23 protein-coding genes are annotated in these 23,267 nt (G+C 72.0%); 12 read left to right on the plus strand and 11 right to left on the minus strand.

Translation table 11 applies throughout. The features are described from left to right. Nucleotides 1-28 precede the first annotated feature (28 nt). The gene (gene nagB / locus B082_RS0100835) at nucleotides 29-814 is read right to left on the minus strand and encodes a glucosamine-6-phosphate deaminase (RefSeq protein ID WP_018549924.1); all 786 of its coding nucleotides are present in this window, start codon (nucleotides 812-814) and stop codon (nucleotides 29-31) included. A 222-nt stretch (nucleotides 815-1,036) separates the two neighbouring features. Here nagB and B082_RS0100840 point away from each other — a divergent pair, with 222 nt between their 5' ends. Further along, nucleotides 1,037-2,110: an SIS domain-containing protein gene (locus tag B082_RS0100840; RefSeq protein WP_018549925.1), complete on the plus strand. Its 1,074-nt coding sequence runs from the start codon at nucleotides 1,037-1,039 to the stop codon at nucleotides 2,108-2,110. Nucleotides 2,111-2,475: 365 nt separating this feature from the next. Beyond that, nucleotides 2,476-3,942, plus strand: a complete 1,467-nt coding sequence (locus B082_RS0100845; RefSeq protein ID WP_026249287.1) for a sensor histidine kinase — start codon at nucleotides 2,476-2,478, stop codon at nucleotides 3,940-3,942. A 161-nt stretch (nucleotides 3,943-4,103) separates the two neighbouring features. Here the strand turns inward: B082_RS0100845 and B082_RS0100850 are convergent, their stop codons facing one another. Then, nucleotides 4,104-4,361, minus strand: a complete 258-nt coding sequence (locus tag B082_RS0100850; protein WP_003953983.1) for a WhiB family transcriptional regulator — start codon at nucleotides 4,359-4,361, stop codon at nucleotides 4,104-4,106. Nucleotides 4,362-4,680: 319 nt separating this feature from the next. Continuing rightward, nucleotides 4,681-5,649 (minus strand): diacylglycerol/lipid kinase family protein, encoded by a 969-nt coding sequence (locus B082_RS0100855; RefSeq protein WP_026249288.1) that lies wholly within the window; start codon nucleotides 5,647-5,649, stop codon nucleotides 4,681-4,683. A gap of 235 nt (nucleotides 5,650-5,884) precedes the next feature. Between B082_RS0100855 and B082_RS0100860 the strand changes: the two genes are divergently transcribed. Then, nucleotides 5,885-6,277 carry a hypothetical protein gene (locus tag B082_RS0100860; RefSeq protein ID WP_018549928.1) on the plus strand — a complete coding sequence of 131 codons (393 nt, stop codon included), beginning with the start codon at nucleotides 5,885-5,887 and terminating at the stop codon, nucleotides 6,275-6,277. A gap of 61 nt (nucleotides 6,278-6,338) precedes the next feature. Here the strand turns inward: B082_RS0100860 and B082_RS0100865 are convergent, their stop codons facing one another. The 3 genes from B082_RS0100865 to B082_RS0100875 all read right to left on the minus strand — a co-directional run bounded on the left by B082_RS0100865 (nucleotide 6,339) and on the right by B082_RS0100875 (nucleotide 8,221). Then, a complete protein-coding gene (locus B082_RS0100865) occupies nucleotides 6,339-7,319 on the minus strand; it encodes an RNA polymerase sigma factor SigF (protein WP_371933711.1) in 981 nt (326 codons plus the stop codon). Next, nucleotides 7,316-7,729 (minus strand): anti-sigma regulatory factor, encoded by a 414-nt coding sequence (locus tag B082_RS0100870; RefSeq protein ID WP_018105584.1) that lies wholly within the window; start codon nucleotides 7,727-7,729, stop codon nucleotides 7,316-7,318. The genes B082_RS0100865 and B082_RS0100870 overlap by 4 nt, the downstream gene beginning before the upstream one ends. Nucleotides 7,730-7,960: 231 nt before the next feature. Then, complete coding sequence (locus B082_RS0100875) at nucleotides 7,961-8,221, minus strand: UBP-type zinc finger domain-containing protein (RefSeq protein WP_026249290.1); 261 nt, start codon at nucleotides 8,219-8,221, stop codon at nucleotides 7,961-7,963. A gap of 35 nt (nucleotides 8,222-8,256) precedes the next feature. Here B082_RS0100875 and B082_RS0100880 point away from each other — a divergent pair, with 35 nt between their 5' ends. Then, nucleotides 8,257-9,855: a Na+/H+ antiporter gene (locus tag B082_RS0100880; RefSeq protein WP_018549930.1), complete on the plus strand. Its 1,599-nt coding sequence runs from the start codon at nucleotides 8,257-8,259 to the stop codon at nucleotides 9,853-9,855. On the opposite strand, the gene B082_RS0100885 is transcribed toward B082_RS0100880, so the two are convergent. From B082_RS0100885 to B082_RS0100900, 4 genes are all read right to left on the minus strand, one after another. After that, nucleotides 9,834-10,781 carry a 1-aminocyclopropane-1-carboxylate deaminase/D-cysteine desulfhydrase gene (locus B082_RS0100885; protein ID WP_018549931.1) on the minus strand — a complete coding sequence of 316 codons (948 nt, stop codon included), beginning with the start codon at nucleotides 10,779-10,781 and terminating at the stop codon, nucleotides 9,834-9,836. The genes B082_RS0100880 and B082_RS0100885 overlap by 22 nt on opposite strands. A gap of 45 nt (nucleotides 10,782-10,826) precedes the next feature. After that, nucleotides 10,827-11,420 carry an N-acetylmuramoyl-L-alanine amidase gene (locus tag B082_RS0100890; protein WP_018549932.1) on the minus strand — a complete coding sequence of 198 codons (594 nt, stop codon included), beginning with the start codon at nucleotides 11,418-11,420 and terminating at the stop codon, nucleotides 10,827-10,829. A gap of 149 nt (nucleotides 11,421-11,569) precedes the next feature. Next, complete coding sequence (locus B082_RS0100895; RefSeq protein WP_018549933.1) at nucleotides 11,570-12,763, minus strand: globin domain-containing protein; 1,194 nt, start codon at nucleotides 12,761-12,763, stop codon at nucleotides 11,570-11,572. 108 nt (nucleotides 12,764-12,871) lie between these two features. After that, a complete protein-coding gene (locus B082_RS0100900; protein ID WP_018549934.1) occupies nucleotides 12,872-13,318 on the minus strand; it encodes an RrF2 family transcriptional regulator in 447 nt (148 codons plus the stop codon). Between the two features lie 180 nt (nucleotides 13,319-13,498). Between B082_RS0100900 and B082_RS0100905 the strand changes: the two genes are divergently transcribed. The 5 genes from B082_RS0100905 to B082_RS0100925 all read left to right on the plus strand — a co-directional run bounded on the left by B082_RS0100905 (nucleotide 13,499) and on the right by B082_RS0100925 (nucleotide 18,534). Continuing rightward, nucleotides 13,499-14,905, plus strand: a complete 1,407-nt coding sequence (locus B082_RS0100905; protein ID WP_018549935.1) for a family 2B encapsulin nanocompartment shell protein — start codon at nucleotides 13,499-13,501, stop codon at nucleotides 14,903-14,905. A 133-nt stretch (nucleotides 14,906-15,038) separates the two neighbouring features. Continuing rightward, on the plus strand, nucleotides 15,039-16,082 hold the full coding sequence (locus B082_RS0100910) for a family 2 encapsulin nanocompartment cargo protein polyprenyl transferase (protein ID WP_018549936.1): 1,044 nt from the start codon (nucleotides 15,039-15,041) through the stop codon (nucleotides 16,080-16,082). A 119-nt stretch (nucleotides 16,083-16,201) separates the two neighbouring features. Continuing rightward, nucleotides 16,202-16,882 (plus strand): DUF6304 family protein, encoded by a 681-nt coding sequence (locus B082_RS0100915; RefSeq protein ID WP_018549937.1) that lies wholly within the window; start codon nucleotides 16,202-16,204, stop codon nucleotides 16,880-16,882. Between the two features lie 306 nt (nucleotides 16,883-17,188). Next, complete coding sequence (locus B082_RS0100920) at nucleotides 17,189-18,172, plus strand: hypothetical protein (protein WP_018549938.1); 984 nt, start codon at nucleotides 17,189-17,191, stop codon at nucleotides 18,170-18,172. A 2-nt stretch (nucleotides 18,173-18,174) separates the two neighbouring features. Next, a complete protein-coding gene (locus B082_RS0100925; RefSeq protein ID WP_026249293.1) occupies nucleotides 18,175-18,534 on the plus strand; it encodes a GntR family transcriptional regulator in 360 nt (119 codons plus the stop codon). 76 nt (nucleotides 18,535-18,610) lie between these two features. Here B082_RS0100925 and snpA read toward each other — a convergent pair whose 3' ends face one another. Next, nucleotides 18,611-19,270, minus strand: coding sequence for a snapalysin (gene snpA / locus B082_RS0100930; protein ID WP_199783735.1), 660 nt, complete (start codon nucleotides 19,268-19,270; stop codon nucleotides 18,611-18,613). A 433-nt stretch (nucleotides 19,271-19,703) separates the two neighbouring features. Here snpA and B082_RS0100935 point away from each other — a divergent pair, with 433 nt between their 5' ends. The 3 genes from B082_RS0100935 to B082_RS0100945 all read left to right on the plus strand — a co-directional run bounded on the left by B082_RS0100935 (nucleotide 19,704) and on the right by B082_RS0100945 (nucleotide 23,264). Then, on the plus strand, nucleotides 19,704-20,744 hold the full coding sequence (locus B082_RS0100935; protein ID WP_202453317.1) for a LysR family transcriptional regulator: 1,041 nt from the start codon (nucleotides 19,704-19,706) through the stop codon (nucleotides 20,742-20,744). 8 nt (nucleotides 20,745-20,752) lie between these two features. Continuing rightward, on the plus strand, nucleotides 20,753-21,754 hold the full coding sequence (locus B082_RS0100940) for an NAD-dependent epimerase/dehydratase family protein (protein ID WP_018549942.1): 1,002 nt from the start codon (nucleotides 20,753-20,755) through the stop codon (nucleotides 21,752-21,754). Between the two features lie 94 nt (nucleotides 21,755-21,848). Next, nucleotides 21,849-23,264 carry a choice-of-anchor A family protein gene (locus B082_RS0100945; RefSeq protein WP_051094559.1) on the plus strand — a complete coding sequence of 472 codons (1,416 nt, stop codon included), beginning with the start codon at nucleotides 21,849-21,851 and terminating at the stop codon, nucleotides 23,262-23,264. The last annotated feature ends 3 nt before the right edge of the window (nucleotides 23,265-23,267 follow it).

Consider the following 23,267-nt stretch of genomic DNA (forward strand, 5'->3'; position numbering starts at 1 on the left):
TCCCGGCCCTCTCGCGTACCGCGGGAAGCTACAGCCCCTGCCAGGCCGGCTTCGCCGCGAACGTGGCACGGAAGTAGTCCGCCAGCTTCAGCTTCGACGCGGCGGCCTCGTCGACCACCACCGTCGCGTGCGGGTGCAGCTGGAGCGCGGAGGCGGGCACGACCGAGGCGACCGGCCCCTCGACCGTCGCGGCCACCGCGTCCGCCTTGCCCTCGCCCGTCGCGAGCAGGATCGGGTGGCGGGCCTCCAGGATCGTGCCGATGCCCTGGGTGATGACGTGGTGCGGCACCTGGTCGATGGCGTTGTCGAAGAAGCGCGCGTTGTCGACCCGGGTCTGCTCGGTGAGCGTCTTGATCCGGGTACGGGAGGCGAGCGAGGAGCACGGCTCGTTGAAGCCGATGTGCCCGTCGGTGCCGATGCCGAGCAGCTGGAGGTCCACCCCGCCGGCCTCGGCGAGCGCCTTGTCGTACGCCTCGCACGCCGCCTGGACGTCCTCGGCGGAGCCGTCGGGGCCCATGAACGAGGCCTCGGAGAGACCGAGCGGCTCGACCACCTCGCGCAGCACCACGGAGCGGTACGACTCCGGGTGGCCCGCGGGCAGCCCCACGTACTCGTCCAGCTGGCAGATGCGGGCGCGCGAGGCGTCCACGGAGCCGGAGCGGACCTTTTCCGCGAGGGCCTGGTAGATGGGCAGCGGGGTAGAGCCGGTGGCAACGCCGAGAAGGGCGTCGGGCTTGCGGCTCAGCAGGGCGCCGATGGCCCCCGCGATCAATTCGCCGCCTGCCTTGGCGTCCGGGACGATGACAACTTCCACGCGGGGCCTGCCGATCCGATTGAAGACTGACGATATGTGGTATAGACCAATCAACAGCCTAATCTAGCAGACCCGGCCCACCGGGACACGGCCCGTACCGCCCTTCGGACGTACGGCCCGGTCCCCCGGGGCCGCCCCACCGGCCGCAGCCCGCTGGCGGGCCCTCGGTGCACCGTGCTCGACTTGTCCGACGCACCGTGACCACCCCGGGAGGCACCAGACATGTCCGCCACGTACCCGGCCGGCGAGGACGGCGAACGGCCCGGCCGCATCATGTCCGGCGAGATGGCCGAACAGCCCGCGATGCTCCGGCGCATCCTTCGGCGCGGCGCCCCCGCCGTCCGGGAGACCGCCGAGCGGATCGCGGCCCGCAAGCCGCGCTTCGTCCTGCTCACCGCGCGCGGCAGCTCCGACAACGCCGCGCTCTACGCCAAGTACCTGCTGGAGATCACGCTCGGGCTGCCCTGCGGACTGGCCTCGATGTCCACCACCACGGCCTACGGCGCGAAGCCGGACCTGCGGGACGTCCTCGTCGTCACCGTCAGCCAGTCCGGCGGCTCGCCCGACCTGGTGGCGTCGACCCGCGCGGCCCGTGAGGCGGGCGCGGTGACGCTGGCCGTGACCAACAACCCCGACTCGCCCCTCGCGGCCGTGTCCGAGTACCACATCGACATCCTGGCCGGGCCGGAGAAGGCGCTGCCGGCCACCAAGACGTACACCGCGTCCCTGCTCGCGCTGTACCTGTTCGTGGAGGGGCTGCGCGGCGGCGACGGCGCGGCTGCCGGCGTCCTGCCCGACCTCGCCGGCGAGGTGCTCGCCCGCCAGGAGGAGGTGAAGTCCCTGGCCTCCCGCTACCGGTTCGCCGAGCGCATGGTCATCACCTCGCGCGGCTACGGCTATCCCACGGCCAAGGAGGCGGCCCTCAAGCTCATGGAGACGAGCTACATCCCCGCCCTGTCCTACTCCGGCGCCGATCTGCTGCACGGCCCGCTCGCCATGGTCGACAACATCTCGCCGGTGATCGCCGTGGTGACCGACGGCCGGGGCGGCGAGGCCCTCCAGCCCGTCCTGGACCGGCTGCGCGGCCGGGGCGCCGACCTCTTCGTCGTCGGTCCCGCGGCCCCGGTGGCGGCGGCGTCCGCGGGCTTCGTGCTGCCGACGGCCGGGGTGGCGGAGGAGGTGCAGCCGGTCCTGGAGATCCTGCCGCTCCAGCTGCTGGCCTACGAGGTGACGATCGCCCGGGGCCAGGACCCGGACGCGCCGCGCGCGCTCGCGAAGGTCACCGAGACCCGCTGAGTCCGCCGGCGCGAAGAGACCCCGGAAACACCCGCGGGCCGCGGCGCCGGGCCGGGACCCTCAGCCCGACCAGCACCGCAGCCCGGAGTAGAGCCGCCCTCGCGGGCGGCGGCTCGGCCGGCGGTGTGCGGTGCCCCGGCCGGGGAGAGGCACCGGCGCAGTCAGGGCAGAGAGCGCGGTACCTCGATCCGCCCTCCTGTGCGGGGAGAGCGGAGGCTCTTACATCAAGCATTGTGGACTAGACCATTAGTCCCTGTCCATCCATGGGCGCCGCCGATGTCGGCGCCCACCGTCCTGCACGTACGGGCGCGGCTTCCGGTTCGGACCCGGCGCGCATCCACAGGTACGCTCCACACGTGCCCTCCATGAACGACCTCGTACGCCAGCACACCGCCCTCAGTGACACCGACCTCGAGTGGCTCCACCTGCTGGTCTCGGAGTGGCAGCTGCTCTCCGACCTCTCCTTCGCCGACCTCGTCCTGTGGGTCCCCACCCGCGACGGCACCCGCTATGTGTCCGTCGCCCAGATGCGGCCCAACACCGGGCCCACCTCCTACCAGGACGACATGGTCGGCCACCTGGTGCCGCGCGGCCGCCGCCCGCTGCTGGACGCGGCCCTGGACGAGGGCCGGATCGTGCGCGAGGGCGACCCGGAGTGGCGCGAGGAGGTCCCGGTACGGGTGGAGTCGATCCCCGTACGCCGGGAGGGCCGGGTCCTCGGCGTCATCGCCCGCAACACCAACCTCCTGACCGTGCGCACCCCGTCCCGGCTGGAGCTCACCTACCTCCAGTCCGCCTCCGACCTGGCCCAGATGATCGCCGCCGGGTCCTTCCCCTTCCCCGGCCAGCAGGTCGACATGGACGCGTCCCCCCGCGTCGGCGACGGCCTCGTCCGGCTCGACGCCGACGGGGTCGTCCAGTACGCCAGCCCCAACGGCCTCTCCGCCTACCACCGGCTCGGCCTCGCCTCCGACCTGGTGGGCCATCACCTCGGCCAGATCACGGCCGAACTCGCTCCCTCCCGGGGCCCGGTGGACGAGGCCCTGGTCAAACTCGCCAGCGGTTACGCGCCCCGTGAGTTCGAGGTGGAGTGCGCCGGAGGGGTGATCCAGCTCCGCGCGATCCCGCTCAAGCCCAAGGGGGTCCGCATCGGCTCCCTGGTCCTCCTGCGAGACGTGACCGAACTGCGCCGCCGAGAGCGTGAGTTGATCACCAAGGACGCCACCATCCGGGAGATCCACCACCGGGTGAAGAACAACCTCCAGACGGTTGCCGCCCTGTTGCGGCTCCAGGCCCGCCGGATGGACTCCCCGCAGGGCCGCGAGGCGCTCAACGAGGCGGTGCGGCGCGTCGGTTCGATCGCCATCGTGCATGAGACGCTGTCCCAGAATCTGGACGAGCGGGTGGAGTTCGACGACATCGCGGACCGGGTGATCGCCATGGTCGCCGAGATCTCGCCGGGCAAGGTCACCTGCCGCCGTACCGGACGCTTCGGCGTGCTCGACGCCGAGGTGGCCACCCCGCTGGCGATGGTCCTCACCGAAGTCCTGCAGAACGCCCTGGAGCACGCGTTCGGCGTGGCCGAGTCCGGCACGGTCGAGGTCTCCGCCGTCCGGGGCGGCTCGCCCACCGAGGGGCGGCTGCTCATCACCGTCCAGGACGACGGCTGCGGTCTGCCGGAGGGTTTCGATCCGAAGCGGGCCGGCAATCTGGGCCTCCAGATCGTGCGGACGCTGGTCGAGGGAGAGCTGAGCGGATCGTTCGGCATGGTCCCGGCGCCGGAGCGCGGCACACAGGTCGTCCTCGACATCCCGGTCCGCGCCGACAAGTAGCCCCGCCCGCGCACAACAGAGAGCCCGGACCGTCGATGAACGGTCCGGGCTCTCTGGTCAAGCATGCGCTTCGGGGGTACTGCGCGCTGCGACTCGGGGGGCGGGGTGGTGCGTACGCGCTGTACGCGCCGCCTGGCTGAGGTTCGTAGCGGTGGCGTCGGTCAGGCGCTGGCGTTGCGCGCCCGGTTGCGAGCGGCGCGGCGCTTCATTGCGCGGCGCTCGTCCTCGCTGAGGCCACCCCAGACGCCCGAGTCCTGGCCGGACTCGAGCGCCCACTGCAGGCACTGCTCCATGACGGGGCAGCGACGGCAGACGGCCTTGGCTTCCTCGATCTGCAGCAGCGCAGGACCGGTGTTGCCGATGGGGAAGAACAGCTCCGGGTCTTCCTCACGACAAACGGCGTTGTGACGCCAGTCCATGGCTGCTACCTCTCCTTGGTATTACGTACTGTGGCTTGTGAATGTGAACGCTTTCACGAATCCCCCCGCAGGTGTGGGGCCGACGCCCAGATGAACTGGTTGCGGTCCTGTGAAGTGAGGAGGGGTTCTGGCTCTCAGTGGAGGCCGTTGTTGCGGGCCGTCCCGATCGCCATGTAGAGATTCGCAAACCTCGGCTGCGGATACAACCCCTTCAGGAAAGTTTTTTTTGATTCCTCGGTGTCGACTAGGTCACAGCCGTACTTCTAGAGGGTGGAAGCCAGTCCAAACGTTCGAGTTAAAGGACTTTGGTCCCTTCCACTCACACAATCACACGCAGTGCACGGCGTACGCCTGTGAACGTCACACTTGTACGCACTCCGAGGTGGTCACCATCCATCTGGAAGGGCAGTGGAACCTTTGAATGCAAGGTGAAGTCCGTGAGGTCGTGCCGTGAAACCGCGTGCTTGCCGCGAGGGCCCTTCTCCGGGCTCGACGTGAGCAGCTGGGTGGCGTAGCGGCTGACCGCGGCCGTGGACAGTTTCCGCAGGCCAAGCACGTCCAGCGCGGTGTCGAAGGTGGCCTTCGGGGCCGCGTAGATCGGCCGGTTCCCCAGGTACGTCCAGGGCGCCGTGTTGCAGATTATGGAAAGCGCGAGATCGGTGACCGGGTCCTGGCCGGGCACATCGAGCGTTATCACGCCCTGCCGCCGGTGCGGCTCGTCGAGGAATTGCCGGACCACCTGGCGCACGTACAGCGCATGGGTCGAACGCTTGCCGCGCTCGCGGTGCTGCTCGACCCGGCCGATCACCCCGGCGTCGAATCCGAGGCCGGCGCAGAAGGTGAACCAGCGTTCCGGTACCGATTCGTCGTCCGTGCCCGGTGTGCCCGCCGCGAGGCCGAGGCCGACCGTGCGCTCCGTCCGGTTCGCCAGCGCGTCCAGAATGGCGCCGGTCGCCTCCACCGCGTCGTTGGGCAGTCCGAGGGCGCGCGCGAAGACATTGGTCGAGCCGCCGGGCACCACGGCCAGCTTCGGCAGGCTGTCGAGGTCCGGGCCCCGGTGCAGCAGGCCGTTCACGACCTCGTTGACCGTGCCGTCGCCGCCGAGCGCCACCACGAGATCGATGTCGTCGCTGTCGGCGGCCCGCCGCCCCAGGTCGCGGGCGTGCCCGCGGTACTCCGTGGTGACGGCCTCCAGCTTCATCTCGCTGGCCAGCGCGTGGATCAGCACGTCACGGGTCCGCGCACTGGTGGTGGTGGCAGCTGGATTGACCACAAGAAGTGCGCGCATGACTGCCAGCCTACCTACCGCGGGGTATCGCCCTGAAGTCCTGCCCGGTGACCCTCACGCTCGGTGACGGTACGGGAACGGGGCGGCGGCGCGCCTCTCCCGTGCGGGTGGCACGGCCACCCCCGGCTTTCCTTTCCCCGGGCGGGGATGCCAACCTGCAAGGGTGAGTACTCAGCAGAACGCGCCCTCGCCGACCCCCTCGGCCGAGCCGGTGAGGCCGGCCAGGATCACGCTGGTGGCCGGACTCAACGCCCTCGAAGGCGCCGCCCTCGTCATCGGCGGGATCTACATGCTGGTGATGGGGCTGCTCGGCCGCCCCGACAGCCCGGAGCAGGCCGTGATGGGCGGGCTCACCGTGATCGCGCTGGGGCTGATCCCGCTCTTCGCCGCCCGCGGACTGCTGCTGCGGCGCAGCTGGAGCCGGGGGCCCGCGCTCATCACGCAGATCATCGCGCTGCCGGTCGCCTGGACGCTGCTGCGGTCCCACGGTGTCCTGATCCCGGCCGGGATCGTGCTCGCGGCGGTGGCGCTGACCGCGCTCTACCAGCTGGTCAGGCCCGCCACCATCGAGGCACTCGGCATCCGCAGGCCGGGCACGGCGCCCGACGCGGACACCACCGACGCCTGACATCCACTGAGTGCCCGAGGCCGCCGGGGACGCCCCGGCGGCCTCCGGTGCACCCGGCCGCCTACTCCTCGACGAGCAGCCGCTCGCGCAGCTGCGCCAGCGTGCGGGCGAGCAGCCGCGAGACGTGCATCTGCGAGATGCCGACCTCCTGCGCGATCTGCGACTGGGTCATGTTGCCGAAGAACCGAAGCAGCAGAATCCGTTTTTCTCGTGGTGGCAGGTCCTCCAGCAGCGGCTTCAGCGACTCCCGGTACTCGACGCCCTCCAGCGCCTCGTCCTCGGAGCCGAGCGTGTCCGCTACGGCGGGCGACTCGTCGTCCGTGTCCGGCACGTCCAGCGAGAGCGTGCTGTAGGCGTTGGCCGATTCCAGCCCCTCCAGGACCTCCTCCTCGGAGATCCCGAGCCGCTCCGCCAGCTCGTGCACCGTGGGCGAGCGGCCGTGCTGCTGGGAGAGCTCGGCGGTGGCCGTGGTCAGCGACAGCCGCAGCTCCTGGAGGCGGCGCGGCACCCGCACCGCCCAGCCCTTGTCACGGAAGTGGCGCTTGATCTCCCCGACGACCGTCGGCGTCGCATACGTGGAGAACTCGACGCCCCGCTCCGGGTCGAACCGGTCGACGGACTTGATCAGCCCGATCGTGGCGACCTGGGTCAGGTCGTCCAGCGGCTCCCCACGATTGCGGAAGCGCCGGGCCAGGTGCTCCACCAGCGGCAGATGCATCCGCACCAGCCGGTTGCGCAGCTCCGCCTTCTCCGGCGAACCGTCGGGGAGCTTGCCCAGCTCGATGAACAAGGCCCGCGCCCCGCTGCGGTCGTTTGGATCGTGGTGCCCGTGCTCGCTCATCTGGCCCGCCTGCTCCGCCTGCGCCTGCTCCACCGCGACCGTAATGCCGGCGGGCCCGTCCGCCCCGTCCACCGCACGGGGCAGGTCCGCCCCGTCCACCGGATGAGGCAGGGCCTGCTGGTCCGGGATGCCTGCCGCACGCACCACCCCTGGTCGGATCGTCTCGTCCCGCACAGGACCGTCCCCGTTCCCGTTGCTCACGCCGGCCCGGGTCCCGCGCCGCGCTGTTTGTACAGGCTGATGCTGACCGTACGGTCGTCGGCGACCGAGGAGTCGACCTTTCCGGCCAGGGCGGAGAGCACCGTCCAGGCGAAGGTGTCGCGCTCCGGGGCGCGGCCGTCGGTGGTCGGGGCCGCGACCGTCACCTCAAGTGAATCGTCGATGAGCCGGAACACGCAGCTGAGGACGGAGCCGGGCACGGCCTGCTGGAGCAGGATCGCGCAGGCCTCGTCGACCGCGATGCGAAGGTCCTCGATCTCGTCGAGCGTGAAGTCCAAGCGTGCTGCGAGACCGGCCGTGGCCGTGCGCAGCACCGACAGGTAGGCACCCGCAGCGGGCAGCCGGACCTCTACGAAGTCCTGATTCCCGGGCTCGCCTGCGATCTGGGACACCCTCACCTCCAAGGTGGCACAAACTCATTCGAGGTTCCGGGAAGAGCGCCCGGAGCCATGCGGTACGTCTTCGGTTCCAGTCCCGGCGACGCTATCGGCATCCATGATGCCGTGTCGCCGGAACCTCCCCCTGCGGCTGTCACTCATGGTAGGCCCATGGGTACGCACAGTGGCTAGGGGGCTGCGCCGGTCAATTGCGAACGACGGGCGCCGGTTTGACGTACCCAGACGTCAGACGATCGAACCGTCCGCGAAGCACCAACGCCAGTTCTCGCCGGCCTCGAAGCTCCGCATCACCGGGTGACCGGTCTCCTGGTAGTGCCCCGTGGCGTGCCGTCCGGGCGACGAATCGCAGCAGCCGACATGGCCGCAGCTCAGACAGAGTCGCAGCTGCACGGGGTGGGTGCCGGCGGCCCGGCATTCGAGACACGTCTCACTCAGGGGCGCGGGCTCGGGGCGCGGCAGGTCCGGTACATGCGGGCACACACTCATGATGGCCAGGTTACGACGGATGCGAGGACCGTGAGATGGACGCATTGCCCCTGGTGGCACTGGTCGCGGCCAGCGCGGCGACGGCGGGCCTGGCCCGTCGCACGCCGGTGCCGCCCCCTCTTCTTCTGGTGGCCGTGGGGCTGATCGGCTCGTACGTGCCGGGGGTGCCGACGTACACCCTGGACGCGCACGTCGTGCTCCCGCTGCTGCTGCCGCCCCTGCTCTACACCGCCGCCGTGGACAGCTCCTACCTCGACCTGCGGGCCAATCTGCGGCCCGTCGCCCTGCTCTCGGTCGGCTACGTGCTGTTCGCGACCGTCGCGGTGGGCTATCTGGTCCACCGGCTGGTGCCCGACCTGCCGCTCACCGCCGCCCTGGTGCTCGGCGCCGTGATCGCCCCGCCGGACGCCGTCACGGCCGCGGCCATCGCCCGCCGGGTCGGGCTGCCCGCGCGTGTCACGACGATCCTTCAGGGCGAGTCGCTCGTGAACGACGCCACGGCCATCACCGCCTTCAAGGTGGCGCTCGCCGCCGCCGTGGGCGAGGGCATGAGCTGGGGCGCCGGAGCGACCGAATTCCTCCTCGCCTCTGTCGGCGGCGTCGGGGTCGGCCTCCTGCTCATGGTGCCGCTGCACTGGCTGCGCACCCACCTCAGGGAGCCGCTGCTCCAGAACACGCTCTCGCTCCTGATCCCGTTCGTGGCGTACGCGGCGGCCGAACGCGTGCACGCCTCCGGGGTGCTCGCCGTGGTCGTCGTCGCGCTGTATCTGGGCCACCGCTCCTGGCAGGTCGACTTCGCCACCCGGCTCCAGGAGGCCGCCGTCTGGAAGATGGTCGCCTTCGTCCTGGAGTCCGTCGTCTTCGCCCTGATCGGCCTCCAGCTGCCGTTCGTCCTGAAGGGGCTCGGCACGTACGCCGTGGCGGAGGCCTTCGGGTACGCGGTGGTGGTCTTCCTCGTCGTCGTCCTGGTCCGCTTCGTCTGGGTCTACCCGGCGACCTACCTGCCCCGGTGGCTGTCGTGGCGGATCAGGGAACGGGAGTCCAATACGGACTGGACCTCCCCGCTGATCGTGGGCTGGGCCGGGATGCGCGGGGTCGTCTCGCTGGCCGTCGCCTTCTCCATCCCGCCGGTCACGTCCGACGGCGCGGCCTTCCCGGCCCGCAACCTCGTCCTGTTCCTGACGTTCACCACCGTCATCGGCACGCTCGTCATCCAGGGGCTCACGCTGCCCCTCCTGGTGCGCGTGCTGAAGCTCCCGGGCCGCGACCGGCAGGCCGAGACGCTCGCCGAGGCGCAGGCCCAGAGCGAGGCGTCCACCGCCGCCGAGTCCCGCCTGGAGGAGCTGCTCACCGAGGAGCACAACCGACTGCCCCAGCCGCTCACCGACCGGCTTCGCACCGTCCTGGAACGCCGCCGCAACGCCGTGTGGGAGCGGCTGGGCGCGGCCGACCCGGTGACCGGCGAATCGGCGGACGACACCTACCGGCGGCTGGCCGGCGAGATGATCGAGGCCGAGCGCGAGGTCTTCGTACGGCTGCGGGACGAGCGCAGGATCGACGACGAGATGATGCGGACCCTGCTGCGCCGCCTGGACCTGGAGGAGGCGGCGGCCTACCGGGAGGACGCGGACTGACCGTCGGCGGCGGTGTCGGGACGGCCGGTGACCACGGCCGCGACGGTGCTCCCGGCGGGGAACACGCCCTCGTCGGCCAGCACGGTGAGCGCGTACAGCATTTTGGCCACATACAGTCGCTCGACCGGCAGCCCGTGGCGGTCCTCGAAATCCTGTGCGAAGGCATGCAGGGCGGGTGTCGTACGGGCGTAGCCGCCGAAGTGGAAGCGTTCGTCCAGCCACCACTCGCCGGCCGGCCCGCCGAACGCCTCCCGTTGCAGCTCCCGCACCGCGTCGCCGAGGAAGCTCCCGCGCAGGACCGGGACGCCGAGGGCGCGCTGCCCCGGCCCGAGCCCGGCGGCCAGCCCGGCGAGGGTGCCGCCGGTGCCGCAGGCCACCGCCGCCACGTCGGCCACGCCCCGCAGCTCGCGCCCGAGCGCGGCGCAGCCCCGGGCCGCGAGGGCGTTGCTGCCGCCCTCCGGGATGATCTCGCACTCCCCGTGGACGTCCAGCAGCCCGGCGAGGACCGCCGGATCGGTCTTGGCGCGGTACGTGCGCCGGTCCACGAAGTGCAGCCGCATGCCGTCCGCCGCGCACCGTGCGAGCGAGGGGTTCAGGGGCCGGTGCGCCAGCTCGTCGCCCCGGACGACGCCGATCGTGCGGAAGCCCAGCAGCCGGCCCGCGGCGGCCGTGGCCCGCAGGTGGTTGGAGTAGGCGCCGCCGAAGGTCAGCACGGGGCGCCCGGTGGCGGCGAGCAGGTTGGGAGCGAGTTTGCGCCATTTGTTGCCCGGCAGGTCCGGGTGGATCAGATCGTCGCGTTTGAGCAGCAGCGTCACGCCGTGCCGGGCGAAGCGCTCGTCCTCGACCTGCCGCACGGGCGACGGGAGCACCGGCCGCAGCCGGGAGAGGCCGGGCAGGCCGGGGGGCGGGGCGGACGCGTCGGGCATGCCCCCATTGTGGGCGTACGCCCCCGCCGGACGGCCCCCGGGCGGCTACTTGAGGCGGTCGTGGACGCGGTCCCGCATGTCCGCCATCGTGAAGCCGCGCGGGTCCACCTTGCCGGGCTGCCACTCCAGGTGCCCGATGACCGAGCGGGAGTTCCAGCCATGGTGCCGGCAGAGGGCGGCCGCGGCCTTCTCGATGGCTTCGAGCTGGGCGTCGGGCCAGGGGTCCTTGCCGTCGCCGAGGTTCTCGCACTCGAAGCCGTAGAAGTGCCGGTTCCCGTCGGTGTTGCTCTCGTTGACGCCGGGGAGCTTCTTCTTCTCGGCGATGACGGCGCGCAGGACGTCGTCGTCGCCCAGGCCCGCGTGGTTGGTCCGGCCGTACCCGACCAGGTGGACCCGGCCGTCCTTGGCGATGACGCCGTGGCACAGCGGCCCCGGCAGGTCGGGGTGGCCGTCGCGGCACATCCGTACGGTGGCGTCCGTTCCCCTGGTGACGGAGTGATGGATCATCACGCCGTTGACCGGGCCCCAGGCGCCCTTGTGGTTGCGGTTGTGGCTGCGCCAGTCGCCGACCTGGACGACGGTGAGCCCTTCGTTCTTCAGGGCGGCGAGGAAAGCGCTCGCGGACATGGGTGTGGACATGACCGACTCCTTTGGTGCGTGGGGGAGTGCGTCCGTACCGCGCTTGTACCCGCCGGACAGGGCCCCGGACCGGTCACGGCGCGACCGCGGGGCCCTGTTCGGATGCTGTGCGAGCCGATTCGGTCAATTCGGCGCGGGTCGTGGGGTGCTCAGGAGGCGAGCCACAGGTCGGGGCCGAACACCTCGTAGTGGATGTCGGACGCGGCGACGCCCTTGGCGAGCAGCTGGGTGCGCACCGAGCGCATGAAGGGCAGCGGACCGCAGAGGTAGGCGTGCGTGCCGGAGGCGATCGCCAGGCCGCTCAGGTCGACCAGACCGGTCCGGTCGGCGGGGTGGCCGTCCGTCGGGTCCTCGTACCAGAAGTGGGCCGCCGAGTCGGGGAGCTTGCCGGCGAGGGCGGCGTGGTCGGTGCGCATCGCGTGGTCGGCGGGGGAGCGGTCGCCGTGCACGACGGTGACCGGGGTGCCGTGCCCGGACTCGGCGAGGTGCTCCAGCATCGAGAGGATCGGCGTGCAGCCGATGCCCGCGGAGGCCAGCAGGAGGGGCGCCTCGGCGGACTTCAGGACGAGGTCGCCGTACGGGGCCGAGACCCGGAGCCTGTCACCCGCACGGACCTGCTCGTGCAGCTGCCGCGAGACCTCGCCGTCCGGGGCGCCGCCGCCGCGCACCCGCTTGACCGTGATCGAGCGGACCGCCGAGCCGGGGGCGCGGGAGAGGCTGTACTGACGTATCTGGTGGGCGCCGTCGGGAAGCTCGACCTGTACGGAGACGTACTGGCCGGGTCGGAAGGCGGGGGCCGGCGAGCCGTCGGCCGGGCGGAGGCGGAAGGTGGCGACGTCCTCGGTCTCCTCGGTGCGCGAGACGACCTCCCAGTCGCGCCAGACGTCACCGGCGACGACGCCCTGCTGCGCGTACAGCCGTTCCTCGATGGCGATCAGGGCGTTGGCCATCAGCCAGTAGACCTCGTCCCAGGCGGCGGCGACCTCGGGGGTGACCGCGTCGCCCAGGACCTCGGCTATGGCGGCGAAGAGATGGGTGTGGACGACGTCGTACTGGGCGGGGGTGATGCCCAGTGAGGCGTGCTTGTGGGCGATGCGGCTGAGCATCACGTCCGGTCGCGTGTCGGGGTGCTCGACCAGCTGGGTCGCGAAGGCGGCGATGGAGCCGGCGAGCGCCTGGCGCTGGGCGCCGGAGGCCTGGTTGCCGCGGTTGAACAGGTCGCGCAGCAGCTCCGGGTGGGCGTCGAACAGCTTCCGGTAGAAGAGATCGGCGATGTCTCCGATGGCCGCGCCGACGGCGGGAAGGGTGGCACGGACGGTGGCGGTGGACGGCTCGGAGAGCATGGGTGACTCCTCGGATGTTGAATTGGCATCTGAGATGCGCATTTAAGCTCAGTGTAGAAACCGGGTTCGGGACCCGGTGCGGCGGGGTGGGTTCAGGGGGCTTGCGGCTCAGTCCCCGGGTGGGGGGCCGCTGCTGATGCCGATCAGGAGCGGGCCGGTCGGGCCGGTGACCAGATCGGCGACGGTGAGCGGGTCGAGGGAGGTGTAGAAGGCCTCCTCCGCCAGGCGCAGGGCGCTGCGCAGCCGGCAGGCCGACCGCAGCGGGCACGGGGTGCCCCCCTCGCAGTCGACGACGTCGCCGGGCCCCTCCAGCTCGCGCACGAGGCCGCCCACCGACGCCGACCGGCCGGCCTCGGTGAGGGCGAGGCCGCCGCCGCGCCCGCGCCGCGCCTCGACCAGGCCGAGGTGCTGGAGGCGGGCCACCACCTTGGCGGCGTGCGAGTACGGCACCTGCATCGTGGCCGCCACCTCGCGGGTGGTCGGGTCCTCGTGCTTCACGACGGCCAGGCGCATCAGTACGCGCAGTGCCACGTCCGTGAATCTCGTCAGCCGCATGGCGGCGAGAGTAGGTTAATTGGCATTCGAGATACAAATTAGAGGGCGGTCGGGGTATCGCGCAGCGTTGTGCCCAGCCCAAAGGCCGATTAGTCACACTCTTTTGTGTAATGGCGCGGGGCCTCATCGTGCTGGAAGTCTTCTTCTCGCAGGTCAGCCGACAAATCGAGAGGACGACAGATGTCCGTTGGTGAAGAGGTTCAGAACGTGCAGGTGCCGCCGCAGCAGAGTCTCGGCACGGCGGCCGCGCGGAACCTCGCGACGACCACCAAGTCCGCTCCGCAGATGCAGGAGATCACCTCGCGGTGGCTGCTGAAGATGCTTCCGTGGGTCCAGGTGCAGGGTGGCACGTACCGGGTGAACCGCCGGCTGAGCTACTCGGTCGGGGACGGCCGTGTGACGTTCGTACAGACCGGGGACCAGGTGGCGGTCATCCCGGCCGAGCTCGGCGAGCTCCCTGCCCTGAGGGACTTCGGGGACGAGGCGGTCCTCGCCGAACTGGCCAGGAGGTGTGAGCAGCGCGACATCCCCGCCGGGCAGCTCCTGGCGACGGAGGGCGAGACGGCGGACCGGGTCTACCTGCTGGCGCACGGCAAGGTCGAGAAGATCGGCACCGGCCCCTACGGGGACGAGACGGTGCTCGGCGTCCACGCGGACGGGGCCTACTTCGGGGACCACTCCCTCATCGAGGGCGACGCCGTCTGGGAGTACACGGCCCGCGCCGTCACCGCGTGCACGGTGCTGACGCTCTCGCGCGCCGATGTGCTCAACCTCGCCGAGCGGGCCGAGCCGCTGCGCGACCACCTCGCCCGGCTGCTGGCCGTCCCGCACCAGCGCACCAACAAATACGGCGAGGCGGAGATCGACCTCTCCGCGGGCCACGTCGGTGAGGCCGTCGTCCCGCACACGTACGTGGACTACGACGCCGCGCCCCGCGAGTACGAACTGAGCGTCGCCCAGACCGTCCTGAAGGTCCACAGCCGCGTCGCGGACCTCTACAACCAGCCGATGAACCAGACCGAGCAGCAGTTGCGGCTCACGGTCGAGGCGCTGCGCGAGCGCCAGGAGCACGAGCTGATCAACAACCGCGAGTTCGGCCTGCTCAACAACTGCGACTACGGCCAGCGGCTCCAGCCGCACGACGGGGTGCCCAGCCCCGACGACATGGACGAACTGCTCTCGCGCCGCCGCGGCTCCAAGCTCTTCCTCGCCCACCCGCGCGCCATCGCCGCCTTCGGCCGCGAGTGCAACAAGCGCGGACTGGTGCCGGAGAGCGTCGACATCGGCGGACACCATGTGCCGGCCTGGCGCGGGGTGCCGATCTTCCCGTCCAACAAGATCCCGGTCAGCGACGCCCGCACCACCTCGATCATCTGCATGAGGACCGGTGAGGCCGAGCAGGGCGTCATCGGCCTCCAGCAGACGGGCATCCCGGACGAGATCGAGCCCAGCCTCTCGGTCCGCTTCATGGGCATCGACGAGCAGGCGATCATCTCCTACCTCGTGACCGCCTACTACTCCGCGGCGATCCTCGTCCCGGACGCCCTCGGTGTCCTGGAGAACGTCGAGGTCAGCCGCTGGCGGTGAGCCAGGGGGCCCGGACCCCGCGGGGTCCGGGCCCCGGCCCGCAGCGTGCGACCACAGCAACCACCCACGTCCCCGGCCCCCGGCGCGACAGCGGCCGAGGCGGGACGGCAACGACAGGGGTGACCGATTGACCATGACCCGAACCGACGCCGCGACCGAGGGCAACGAGGCCGCGGCGCTGCTGGAGTACACCCGCACCCTCGTCGACCCCCCTCTGCGGGCCGCGGTCGCCTCCCTGCCCGGATCGCTCCGGCGGGTCGCGATGTACCACTTCGGCTGGGAGCACGCCGACGGCACCCCGGCCGCGGGTGGCGCGGGCAAGGCGATCAGACCGGCGCTCGTCCTGGCGGCCGCCCGCGCGCTGGGCGGTGATCCCGAACAGGCGGTCCGGGCGGCCGTCGCCGTGGAGCTGGTCCACAACTTCACCCTGCTGCACGACGACGTCATCGACGAGGACCACACCCGCCGCCACCGGCCCACCGCCTGGACGGTGTTCGGGGTCGCCGACGCCGTCATCGCCGGCGACGCGATGCTGGCTCTCGCCCAGCGGCTGCTGGCCGAGGACGACAGAGCGGTCTCGGCCGACGCCTCGGCCAGACTCTCGACGTGTGTCATCGAGCTGTGCGCGGGCCAGCAGGCCGACTGCGCCTTCGAGGAGCGCGATCCGGACCAGGTGTCGCTGGACGAGTGCCTCACCATGGCCACGGCGAAGACGGGCGCGCTGCTCGGCTGCGCCTGTGCGCTGGGGGCGCTCTACGCGGGTGCCGACGAACGGGCCGTCGGGGCCATGGACGGCTTCGGCCGGGAGGCCGGACTCGCCTTCCAGCTGATCGACGATCTGATCGGCATCTGGGGGGACCCGGCGCAGACCGGCAAGCCGGTCGGGGCGGATCTCAGCGCCCACAAGAAGTCGCTGCCCGTGGTGGCGGCGCTCACCGCGGGCGGCCCAGCCGCTGCGGAGCTCGCCGCCCTCTACCGGGGCGCGATGAACACGCGCGCCGAGGTGAGCCGGGCCTCGGAAGCCGTCGACAGAGCCGGTGGCCGTGACTGGGCGCAGGGCTGCGCCGGGGACCGGATGGCGCGCGCGGTGCACCACCTGTCCCGGGCGGTCCCGGACCTGTCGGCGGCGGGCGATCTGCTGGCCCTGGCAGAGTTCGTCACCCGCCGCTCGCACTGAGATCACCCAGGCACATATGAGGGGCGGAAGGGAGGAACCAGAGCAAGATCACGAGGGCTGCGGGGGCAACCGGAGGGCGGCAGGGACGGTGTCGGAGGCAGGGGCTACAGTCCCTGCTCATGACAGATGAGTCGTGGGCAGGGTGGTACCGGGACCGGCAGGGATCCGACGCCGTCATCCTCACCACCGACGGACAGCAACTCCGGCTCCGCATCAGGGGCGTGGACTTCGAGGGCACGAGCTTCGACGGCCTGCGCCCGGTGGCCGGCGCGCCGGTGGAGAGCGATGTGTTCGCCCTGACGGACGGGGCGCTGAACGACTGCGTCCTGGAGTGGGACCTGCCGTTCCCCGTCACCGCGGAGGGGGTGGAGCGGCAGGCGACGCTCAGCTGTCTGTTGTCGCTGCGCAGGCCCGACCCGTATCTGTATCTGGAGCTGCAGTTCGGCGGGGCGGCCTTCCGGTCGCACCGGGCCGAGAGCGACTTCGGGTCCGCGCTGGCCACCATCCAGCGGAAGCTGCCGCCCGGAGTGATGCTCAGGACCTGCATAGCCTGCGCGTTCTCGGACTACTTCCCGGCCCAGGACCCGGTACCGGTCCGCGGCCTCTCCGGCGGGCTCGCCTGCTTCCGGGGCGCGAAGGAGGAGTACCGGGGCACGGCCGGTGAGCAGGACGTGCTCGGCCTGTGGGACCGGCGCACCGGCTTCGTCCAGGAGGTCTGGAGCTGCCGGGAGTTCGAGCCCCGGCCGACAGCGGGCGCGGGCACCGGCCACCGCGGCGCGTTCCCACTCGAAACGGCCTGACCGGCCGGCCTCCCGGCCGCCCCCGATCAGCTCCCGCTGATCAGCTCCCCCCGATCAGCTCCCTCCGAACCGCCCCGCCCCCCGACACTCAACCGCTCGACCCCGAACCGCTCGACACTCAACCGCTCGACCTCGAACCGCCCGACGGCCTTGCGCCGCCGGGCGGTTCGGCGTTTCGGCCTCTCGGGCGATGCGGCGCCGCACCCGCACCGCGGCACCGTGTCGCACATGGGCGTACCGCCCTCTCTCGTTTCTCGTTGCCATGGCCTCCATTGTTCTACTAGCATGCGAACAATGGAGGTTTTCATGAACCGGAAAAACATCGGCCGCGTGGTCCTCACCGCCCTGCCGTTCCTGCTCGCGCTCGCCACCGACCTGATCCTCTTCGCCACCCGCCGCGACCGGCTTCCCGCCCGGCTGGCCAGCCATTTCGTGGGCAACGGCCGGGTGGACGACTACGCGAGCCAGACCTCGTACGTCGTCGTCACCACGTTGGTGCTGGTCGGCTGCGGCATTCTGCTGGCGCTGATGGCGGGGCTGGGAAAGTTCTACGGCTCGGCTTCCCGCGCAATGATCGGCTGCGGCTACGCGCTCGCCGGGTTCCTCGGCTACCTGATGGCCGCCGTCATGCTCATCAACGTGGACGCGGTCGAGGACGCGCAGGGCCAAGGGCAGGACGTCTCGTTCCCGCTGTGGCATCTGGCCGCGGCCTTCGGGGTGGCCGCTGTCGGCTTCGGGCTGGGATTCCTGGTGGCCGCACTGGTCCCCGCAACCGAGCCGGACGGGGGCGGTGGGGCCGAGGGGGAGCGGAAGCGGATCGCGCTGCGACCCGGCGAGGTCGCCGGATGGGCGCGCGGCGCCGGGTCCTGGTGGCTGTCGCTCATCGCGCTCCTGACCTTCGGCACGGGCGTCGCCCTGCTGTTCACCGCGACCTGGCCCGTCGCCCTGCCGGCCCTCGTCCTCGGCGTGCTCGTCGCGAGCTTCGCCCGTCCGTACGTGACCGTGGACCGGCGCGGGATCACCGTCTCCGGGCTGCTGCCCTGGCCGCGCGTGCGGGTTTCGCTGGACCGGATAGAGGGGGCGACCAGCCGCGACATCAGCCCGCTCACCGAGTACGGCGGCTGGGGCTACCGCATCCGGCCCGGACGTACCGGCGTCATGATCCGCTCGGGGGAGGGCATCGTGGCACGGCTGGCGAACGGCCGGGACTTCGCGGTGACCGTGGACGACTCGGCGACCGGCGCCGCGCTGCTCAACACCCTGATCGACCAGCACCGAACGGAACAGTGACCATGCTCTTCCGGGTCGATCCCACCTCCACCGTGCCGCTCGGCGACCAGATCGCGGCCTGTGTCCGCCGCGCCGTGGCCGACGGCGCGGCGGCCCCCGGCGAACGGCTGCCCGCCGCCCGGGTCCTGGCCGAATCGCTCGGGGTCAACGTGCACACGGTCCTGCGCGGCTACCAGCGGCTGCGCGAGGAGGGCCTGATCGAACTGCGCAGGGGCCGGGGCGCCGCCATCGCCGACGGGGCGTCCCCGCACCGCGCCCGCCTGCTGGAACGGGTGCGCGAGACGGTCGAGGAGGCCCGCGGCCTGGGGCTCACGCCGGACGAACTCCTGACCCTCGTGCGTACCGAATTCGGTGCCGCCTGAACGGCCGCTGGGCCGCCTCGTCCTGCGAGGCGGCCCACCGGTCGGACCGGTTCGGTCAGGAACCGGTCCGGTCCGGTCAGGAACCGCCGGCTGTGAGTGCGGCCGCGAAGCCGTACTGCCACAGGTAGTTCACCTGGTTGCGCTCGTTGGCGTCCGGGTACGGGTTGGTGCAGGACGGGCCGGGGCCGCCGCCCGACATCAGCTCGCTGCACGGGCCCGTGTAGTGGTCCGGCAGGCCGAGCACGTGCCCGGTCTCGTGGGTGGTGACCCGGGTCGAGTCGTACTGCTGGTTCTGCGCGTAGTCCAGGAAGACGTAGCCGTTGCCGTGCCCGTCGGTGCTCGCGTAGGAGCCCATCGGGTCGTTGCCCTCGTAGTAGGCGAAGTCCGCGTTCGAGCCCTCCTGGAGCCGGACGTTGGAGACCGAGCTGTTCCAGATCTGTGCGCTGTTGGCTATCTGGGTGCGGAAGCTCGGGGCGTTGGCGGCGCTGTAGACGATGGTGACGGACTGGGCGCCCGGGTTGGCGGCCCGCTTCTCGGCCACCGACTTCACGACCGCCTCGAAGAACGCCTTGTTCGCCGCGGCGCTCTCGTGCGAACCGGAATGTGCGGTGTACGCCACGTGCGCGGTGGGGGCGGCGGGCGCGGGGGCGGCGAGCGCGGGGGTGGTGCCCAGCGCGGCGGCGATGCCGAGGCCGAGGCCGAGCACGGCCGACATGACGGTCCTGGGGTGTCTCATGTGGGGGGTCTCCTACCAGTTACCTGCCAGAGGAACCCGTCCGATGTTCGGACTCGGACGGGGTCGGTACGCAGAGAGTGTCGGGGAAGCGGAGCCGGGGCGGATGATGTCAGCCGGTGATAACGCGGCCTTATCCCCCTGTGAGCGACGGACCCGCGCCGGTTCACGGAGCCGGTCCACACCGCTTGGGGCCCGCCCGGTACGCGCCGCGGGTGCGTGCCTGGTACGCGCGGCAGGTGCGCGCCCGGTGTGCGCCGCAGATGCCCGCCCGGTACGCGCCGCGGGTGCACGCCCCGTACACGCCGCAGGTGCACGCCGGGTGCATGCCTGATGCACGCTTCGGGTCCACGGCCTGAACCAATGCCGGATTATGGGTCTTTGGCAGAGTTACAGCCCGTGGTGCACCCGGTCGGGCCGCCCTACCCTCGGCAGCATGGAGCTTGAGGTGAGGCACCTCAGGGCGCTGTGCGCCATCGCCGACACCGGCAGCCTGCACCGGGCGGCCCGCACACTCGGCGTGAGCCAGCCCGCGCTCACCACCCAACTGCGCCGGATCGAGAACGCCCTGGGCGCCGAACTCTTCAGCCGCGGACGCACCGGCTGCCGCCCCACCCTCCTCGGCCGCGCCGTCCTCAGCCGCGCCCGCCCCCTGGTCGAGGGCATGAGCGCCCTGGTCAGCGACGCCAGGGCGGAGGCCGACGCCGCGCGGGCCGAGGGGCCCCGGCTGCGCATCGGCTGCACCGCGAGCCGGGTCATCGGCGGCTGGCTGCGCCGGCTGAGGCTTCGGCTGCCCGGCACCGACATCTCGCTGCGGGTCGACGTGTCCGCCCACGCCCTGCTGCGCGCGGTCGACACGGGCCGGCTCGACGTCGCCTTCGTGCACGAGGTGGAGGGCTGCCCGCTCGCCGTCCCGGAGGGCCTGGAACAGCGGGTGCTCGTGGACCGCGAACCCCAGTTCGTCTCCATGGCCCGCGACCACCCGGCCGCCGCGCTGCCCGTCGTCGACCTCACCGACCTGGCCGCCGACCGGTGGATGGTCGACCCCACGGTGGACGGCGAATGGGACGGGCTGCGCCGGGTGTTCAGCGCGGCCGGGGTGGCGCCCGCCGTGCTGCACGGCGACTACCTCACCGCCGCCTCCCTCGTCGTGCTCGGCGAGGCGGTCGCCCCCTGCCAGCCGACCTCGGGCCCCCGCGACGACATGGCGATCCGCCCCCTGCGCGACGACCCGCTCGGCGTCCGGCTGCTCCTCGTCTCCCGGCCGGGCGCCGACATGGCCGCGGTCTACGGGGAACTGGAGGCCGCCTACCGCGAGGCGGCCCGGCGAGTGGCCGGATACCACCAGTGGCTGCTGCGCCACCGCAGCCCGCTCCTGACGCCCACCGCCGCCGCGGAGTTCCCGGTCCCGGCCGATTCAGCCGCAAGCGTGGACCGTTCCGGATCGCCGCGCCACAGGGCAGAGTCACCTTCATGAGGCTTCTGATGCTGGGCGGAACACAGTTCGTCGGACGGGCCGTCACCGAGGCGGCGCTCGCGCGCGGCTGGGAGGTCACCGTCTTCCACCGGGGCCACCACGCGCCCCGGGCCGGAGTGGCCGAACTGATCGGTGACCGCACCGCCGACGGCGGACTGGCCGCGCTCGCCGCGGCCGACGCGCCGGATACCGAAGGCCACACCTGGGACCTGGTCGTCGACACGTGGAGCGGCGCGCCGTCGGCGGTGCGCGACGCGGCCCGCCTGCTGACCGGCCGGGCCGCCCGGTACACGTACGTATCCAGCCGTTCCGTGTACGCGTTTCCGGCGCCGGCCGGTCTGCCCGAGGACGGTCCCGTGGTGGAGGGTGCCTCGCCGGACTCCGAGGACGGCGAGTCGTACGCCCATGCCAAGCGCGGCGGTGAACTGGCCGTGCTGGACGCCTTCGGTGACCGGGCGCTCCTGGCCCGCGCCGGTCTGATCATCGGCCCCTGGGAGAACATTGGCAGGCTGCCCTGGTGGCTCAACAGGATCGCCCGAGGCGGCCCGGTGGTGGCGCCGGGCACCCCGGACCTGGATCTCCAGTACATCGACGCCCGCGACCTCGCCGGCTGGCTGCTCGACGCGGCGGAGCGCGGGCTGCACGGCCCGTACAACCTGGTCAGCCGGCCGGGGCACACCACCATGGGTGAGCTGCTCGACGCCTGTGTGCGGGCCACCGGTTCGGACGCGGAGCTGCGCTGGACGGACGCGGACAAGATCCTCGCGGCGGGCGTGGAGCCGTGGACCGACCTGCCGGTCTGGCTGCCGCCGGGGGAGGTGTACGACACCCTGCACCAGGGCGATGTCAGCCGCGCGTACGCGGCGGGGCTGCGCTGCCGGCCGGTCGAGGAGACGGTCGCCGACACCTGGGCGTGGCTGTGCGAGCTGGGCGGGACGGCGCCGCAGCGCCCCGACCGGCCCGGCCCGGGGCTCACCCCGGAGGCCGAGGCCGCGCTCCTGGCGGGCTGAGCGGCCCCGCGGGCGGGGCCCGCGCGGCGGACCTTGCCGGGCCGCGCGGTGTGGCACCCCCGGCGCGGGGCCCGGGACGCTGCATAGTGCGCCCATGGGATCAAAACTCATCAAAGGTGATAAAAGGCGCCGCGTGGCGGTGGTCGTCGCCGCGGCGACGGTCGTGCTGGGCGCTGCCGCGCCCGCCGCCTTCGCCGCCCCGCTGCCCGGCGGGCTCGGGCCGTGCCTGGGTGACGACTGCCCCACCACGTGGAACGACCCGAGCAACGACCCGGTCCGCAACCACGACAGCAACATCAACATCTACGTCGGCGGCGACTACCTGGTCAGGGAGGCGGCGGCCGAGGCCGAGGGCCGGATCGTCACGCTCGGCGCGTTCGACATGGACAAGCGGCCCGGCGCCTCGCAGATCTACAACGTGGGCGTCGCGGGCGTCGGTTCGCGGGTGCCCCCGCCCAACGGCAGCGACTACCTGACCGTGGGCGGCGACATCACCGTCGCGAGCGGGCAGCGGATCGTCGCGGTGGAGATGCGGAACACCGGCCGGGTCCGTTACGCGGGGACGCTGACCGGCACCGTCGACCCGGTGGACGCCCCCGTCCACGACCCGGCCGCGACGGCCCCGTACGCCGGGCTGCGCGACGAACTCACCGCGGCGAGCCACTGCTACGCGTACGACGACAACGCGGACCACCGGCGCCCGGTGACGGGCACCACCGTGAACGACGGCTTCGAGACCGTCCTCACCGGTGACGGCACCTCCGCGCTCCAGGTCTTCGCCCTCGACGCCGACGTGGTGAGCGGCTCGGGCGGCGACCAGGGCATCGTCTTCGCGGGCATCCCGGACGGCGCGACCGTGCTCGTCAACGTCTACGGCGACGCCCGCACCATCAGTACGTACATGGGCTCGCTGCCGCAGACGGGCCTGCGCGAGCACCTGATGTGGAACTTCCCGGACGCCACCGAGGTCGGACTGAGGGGTTCCGGCCAGTTCCAGGGCAGTGTGCTGATCGGACAGCCGTCGAGCCGGGCCACGGCCAGCGCGAGCGGTGTCAACGGCCGCTTCTACACGGCGGGTTCGCTCACCCACACCTCGGCGGGCGAGTCGGGCGGCCAGGAACTGCACTCCTATCCGTTCGACGGTGACCTGCCGGACTGCGGTGCCGAGCCGTCACCGTCCCCGACCCCCACGGACTCCCCGACCCCGACCCCGACGCCGACTCCCACGCCGACCGACGAGTCCCCGACGCCGACCCCGACCGACGAGTCCCCGACGCCGACGCCGTCCCCGACCGACGCGTCGCCCACCCCCGCGCCGGTACCGTCGCCGTCCGCGCCGGGACCGGAGCCCACCCACACCTGGCCGCACCGCCCGCCCCACCCCGGCGGCGAACTCCCGCACACCGGTTCGCGCGGCGGTGAGTGGGTGATCGGCGGCATCGCGGCGGCGCTGCTGGCCGCCGGTACCGGCGCCATGGTGATGGCCCGCAGGACGCGCCGACGCGGTTAGGGC

The sequence above is a fragment of the Streptomyces sp. ATexAB-D23 genome (assembly GCF_000373645.1).
Taxonomy (GTDB): domain Bacteria; phylum Actinomycetota; class Actinomycetes; order Streptomycetales; family Streptomycetaceae; genus Streptomyces; species Streptomyces castrisilvae.

Bases quoted from the DNA above. Each gene is read 5' to 3' on its own strand.
- B082_RS0100910 (WP_018549936.1), top strand. From the start codon at position 15,039: ATGACCCGAACCGACGCCGCGACCGAGGGCAACGAGGCCGCGGCGCTG.
- B082_RS0100855 (WP_026249288.1), bottom strand. From the start codon at position 5,649: ATGCGCGCACTTCTTGTGGTCAATCCAGCTGCCACCACCACCAGTGCG.
- B082_RS0100900 (WP_018549934.1), bottom strand. From the start codon at position 13,318: ATGCGGCTGACGAGATTCACGGACGTGGCACTGCGCGTACTGATGCGC.
- B082_RS0100895 (WP_018549933.1), bottom strand. From the start codon at position 12,763: ATGCTCTCCGAGCCGTCCACCGCCACCGTCCGTGCCACCCTTCCCGCC.
- B082_RS0100935 (WP_202453317.1), top strand. From the start codon at position 19,704: ATGGAGCTTGAGGTGAGGCACCTCAGGGCGCTGTGCGCCATCGCCGAC.
- B082_RS0100880 (WP_018549930.1), top strand. From the start codon at position 8,257: ATGGACGCATTGCCCCTGGTGGCACTGGTCGCGGCCAGCGCGGCGACG.
- B082_RS0100850 (WP_003953983.1), bottom strand. From the start codon at position 4,361: ATGGACTGGCGTCACAACGCCGTTTGTCGTGAGGAAGACCCGGAGCTG.
- B082_RS0100885 (WP_018549931.1), bottom strand. From the start codon at position 10,781: ATGCCCGACGCGTCCGCCCCGCCCCCCGGCCTGCCCGGCCTCTCCCGG.
- B082_RS0100920 (WP_018549938.1), top strand. From the start codon at position 17,189: ATGAACCGGAAAAACATCGGCCGCGTGGTCCTCACCGCCCTGCCGTTC.
- B082_RS0100905 (WP_018549935.1), top strand. From the start codon at position 13,499: ATGTCCGTTGGTGAAGAGGTTCAGAACGTGCAGGTGCCGCCGCAGCAG.
- snpA (WP_199783735.1), bottom strand. From the start codon at position 19,270: ATGAGACACCCCAGGACCGTCATGTCGGCCGTGCTCGGCCTCGGCCTC.
- B082_RS0100915 (WP_018549937.1), top strand. From the start codon at position 16,202: ATGACAGATGAGTCGTGGGCAGGGTGGTACCGGGACCGGCAGGGATCC.
- B082_RS0100945 (WP_051094559.1), top strand. From the start codon at position 21,849: ATGGGATCAAAACTCATCAAAGGTGATAAAAGGCGCCGCGTGGCGGTG.
- B082_RS0100840 (WP_018549925.1), top strand. From the start codon at position 1,037: ATGTCCGCCACGTACCCGGCCGGCGAGGACGGCGAACGGCCCGGCCGC.
- B082_RS0100890 (WP_018549932.1), bottom strand. From the start codon at position 11,420: ATGTCCACACCCATGTCCGCGAGCGCTTTCCTCGCCGCCCTGAAGAAC.
- B082_RS0100925 (WP_026249293.1), top strand. From the start codon at position 18,175: ATGCTCTTCCGGGTCGATCCCACCTCCACCGTGCCGCTCGGCGACCAG.
- B082_RS0100940 (WP_018549942.1), top strand. From the start codon at position 20,753: ATGCTGGGCGGAACACAGTTCGTCGGACGGGCCGTCACCGAGGCGGCG.
- B082_RS0100845 (WP_026249287.1), top strand. From the start codon at position 2,476: ATGAACGACCTCGTACGCCAGCACACCGCCCTCAGTGACACCGACCTC.
- B082_RS0100875 (WP_026249290.1), bottom strand. From the start codon at position 8,221: ATGAGTGTGTGCCCGCATGTACCGGACCTGCCGCGCCCCGAGCCCGCG.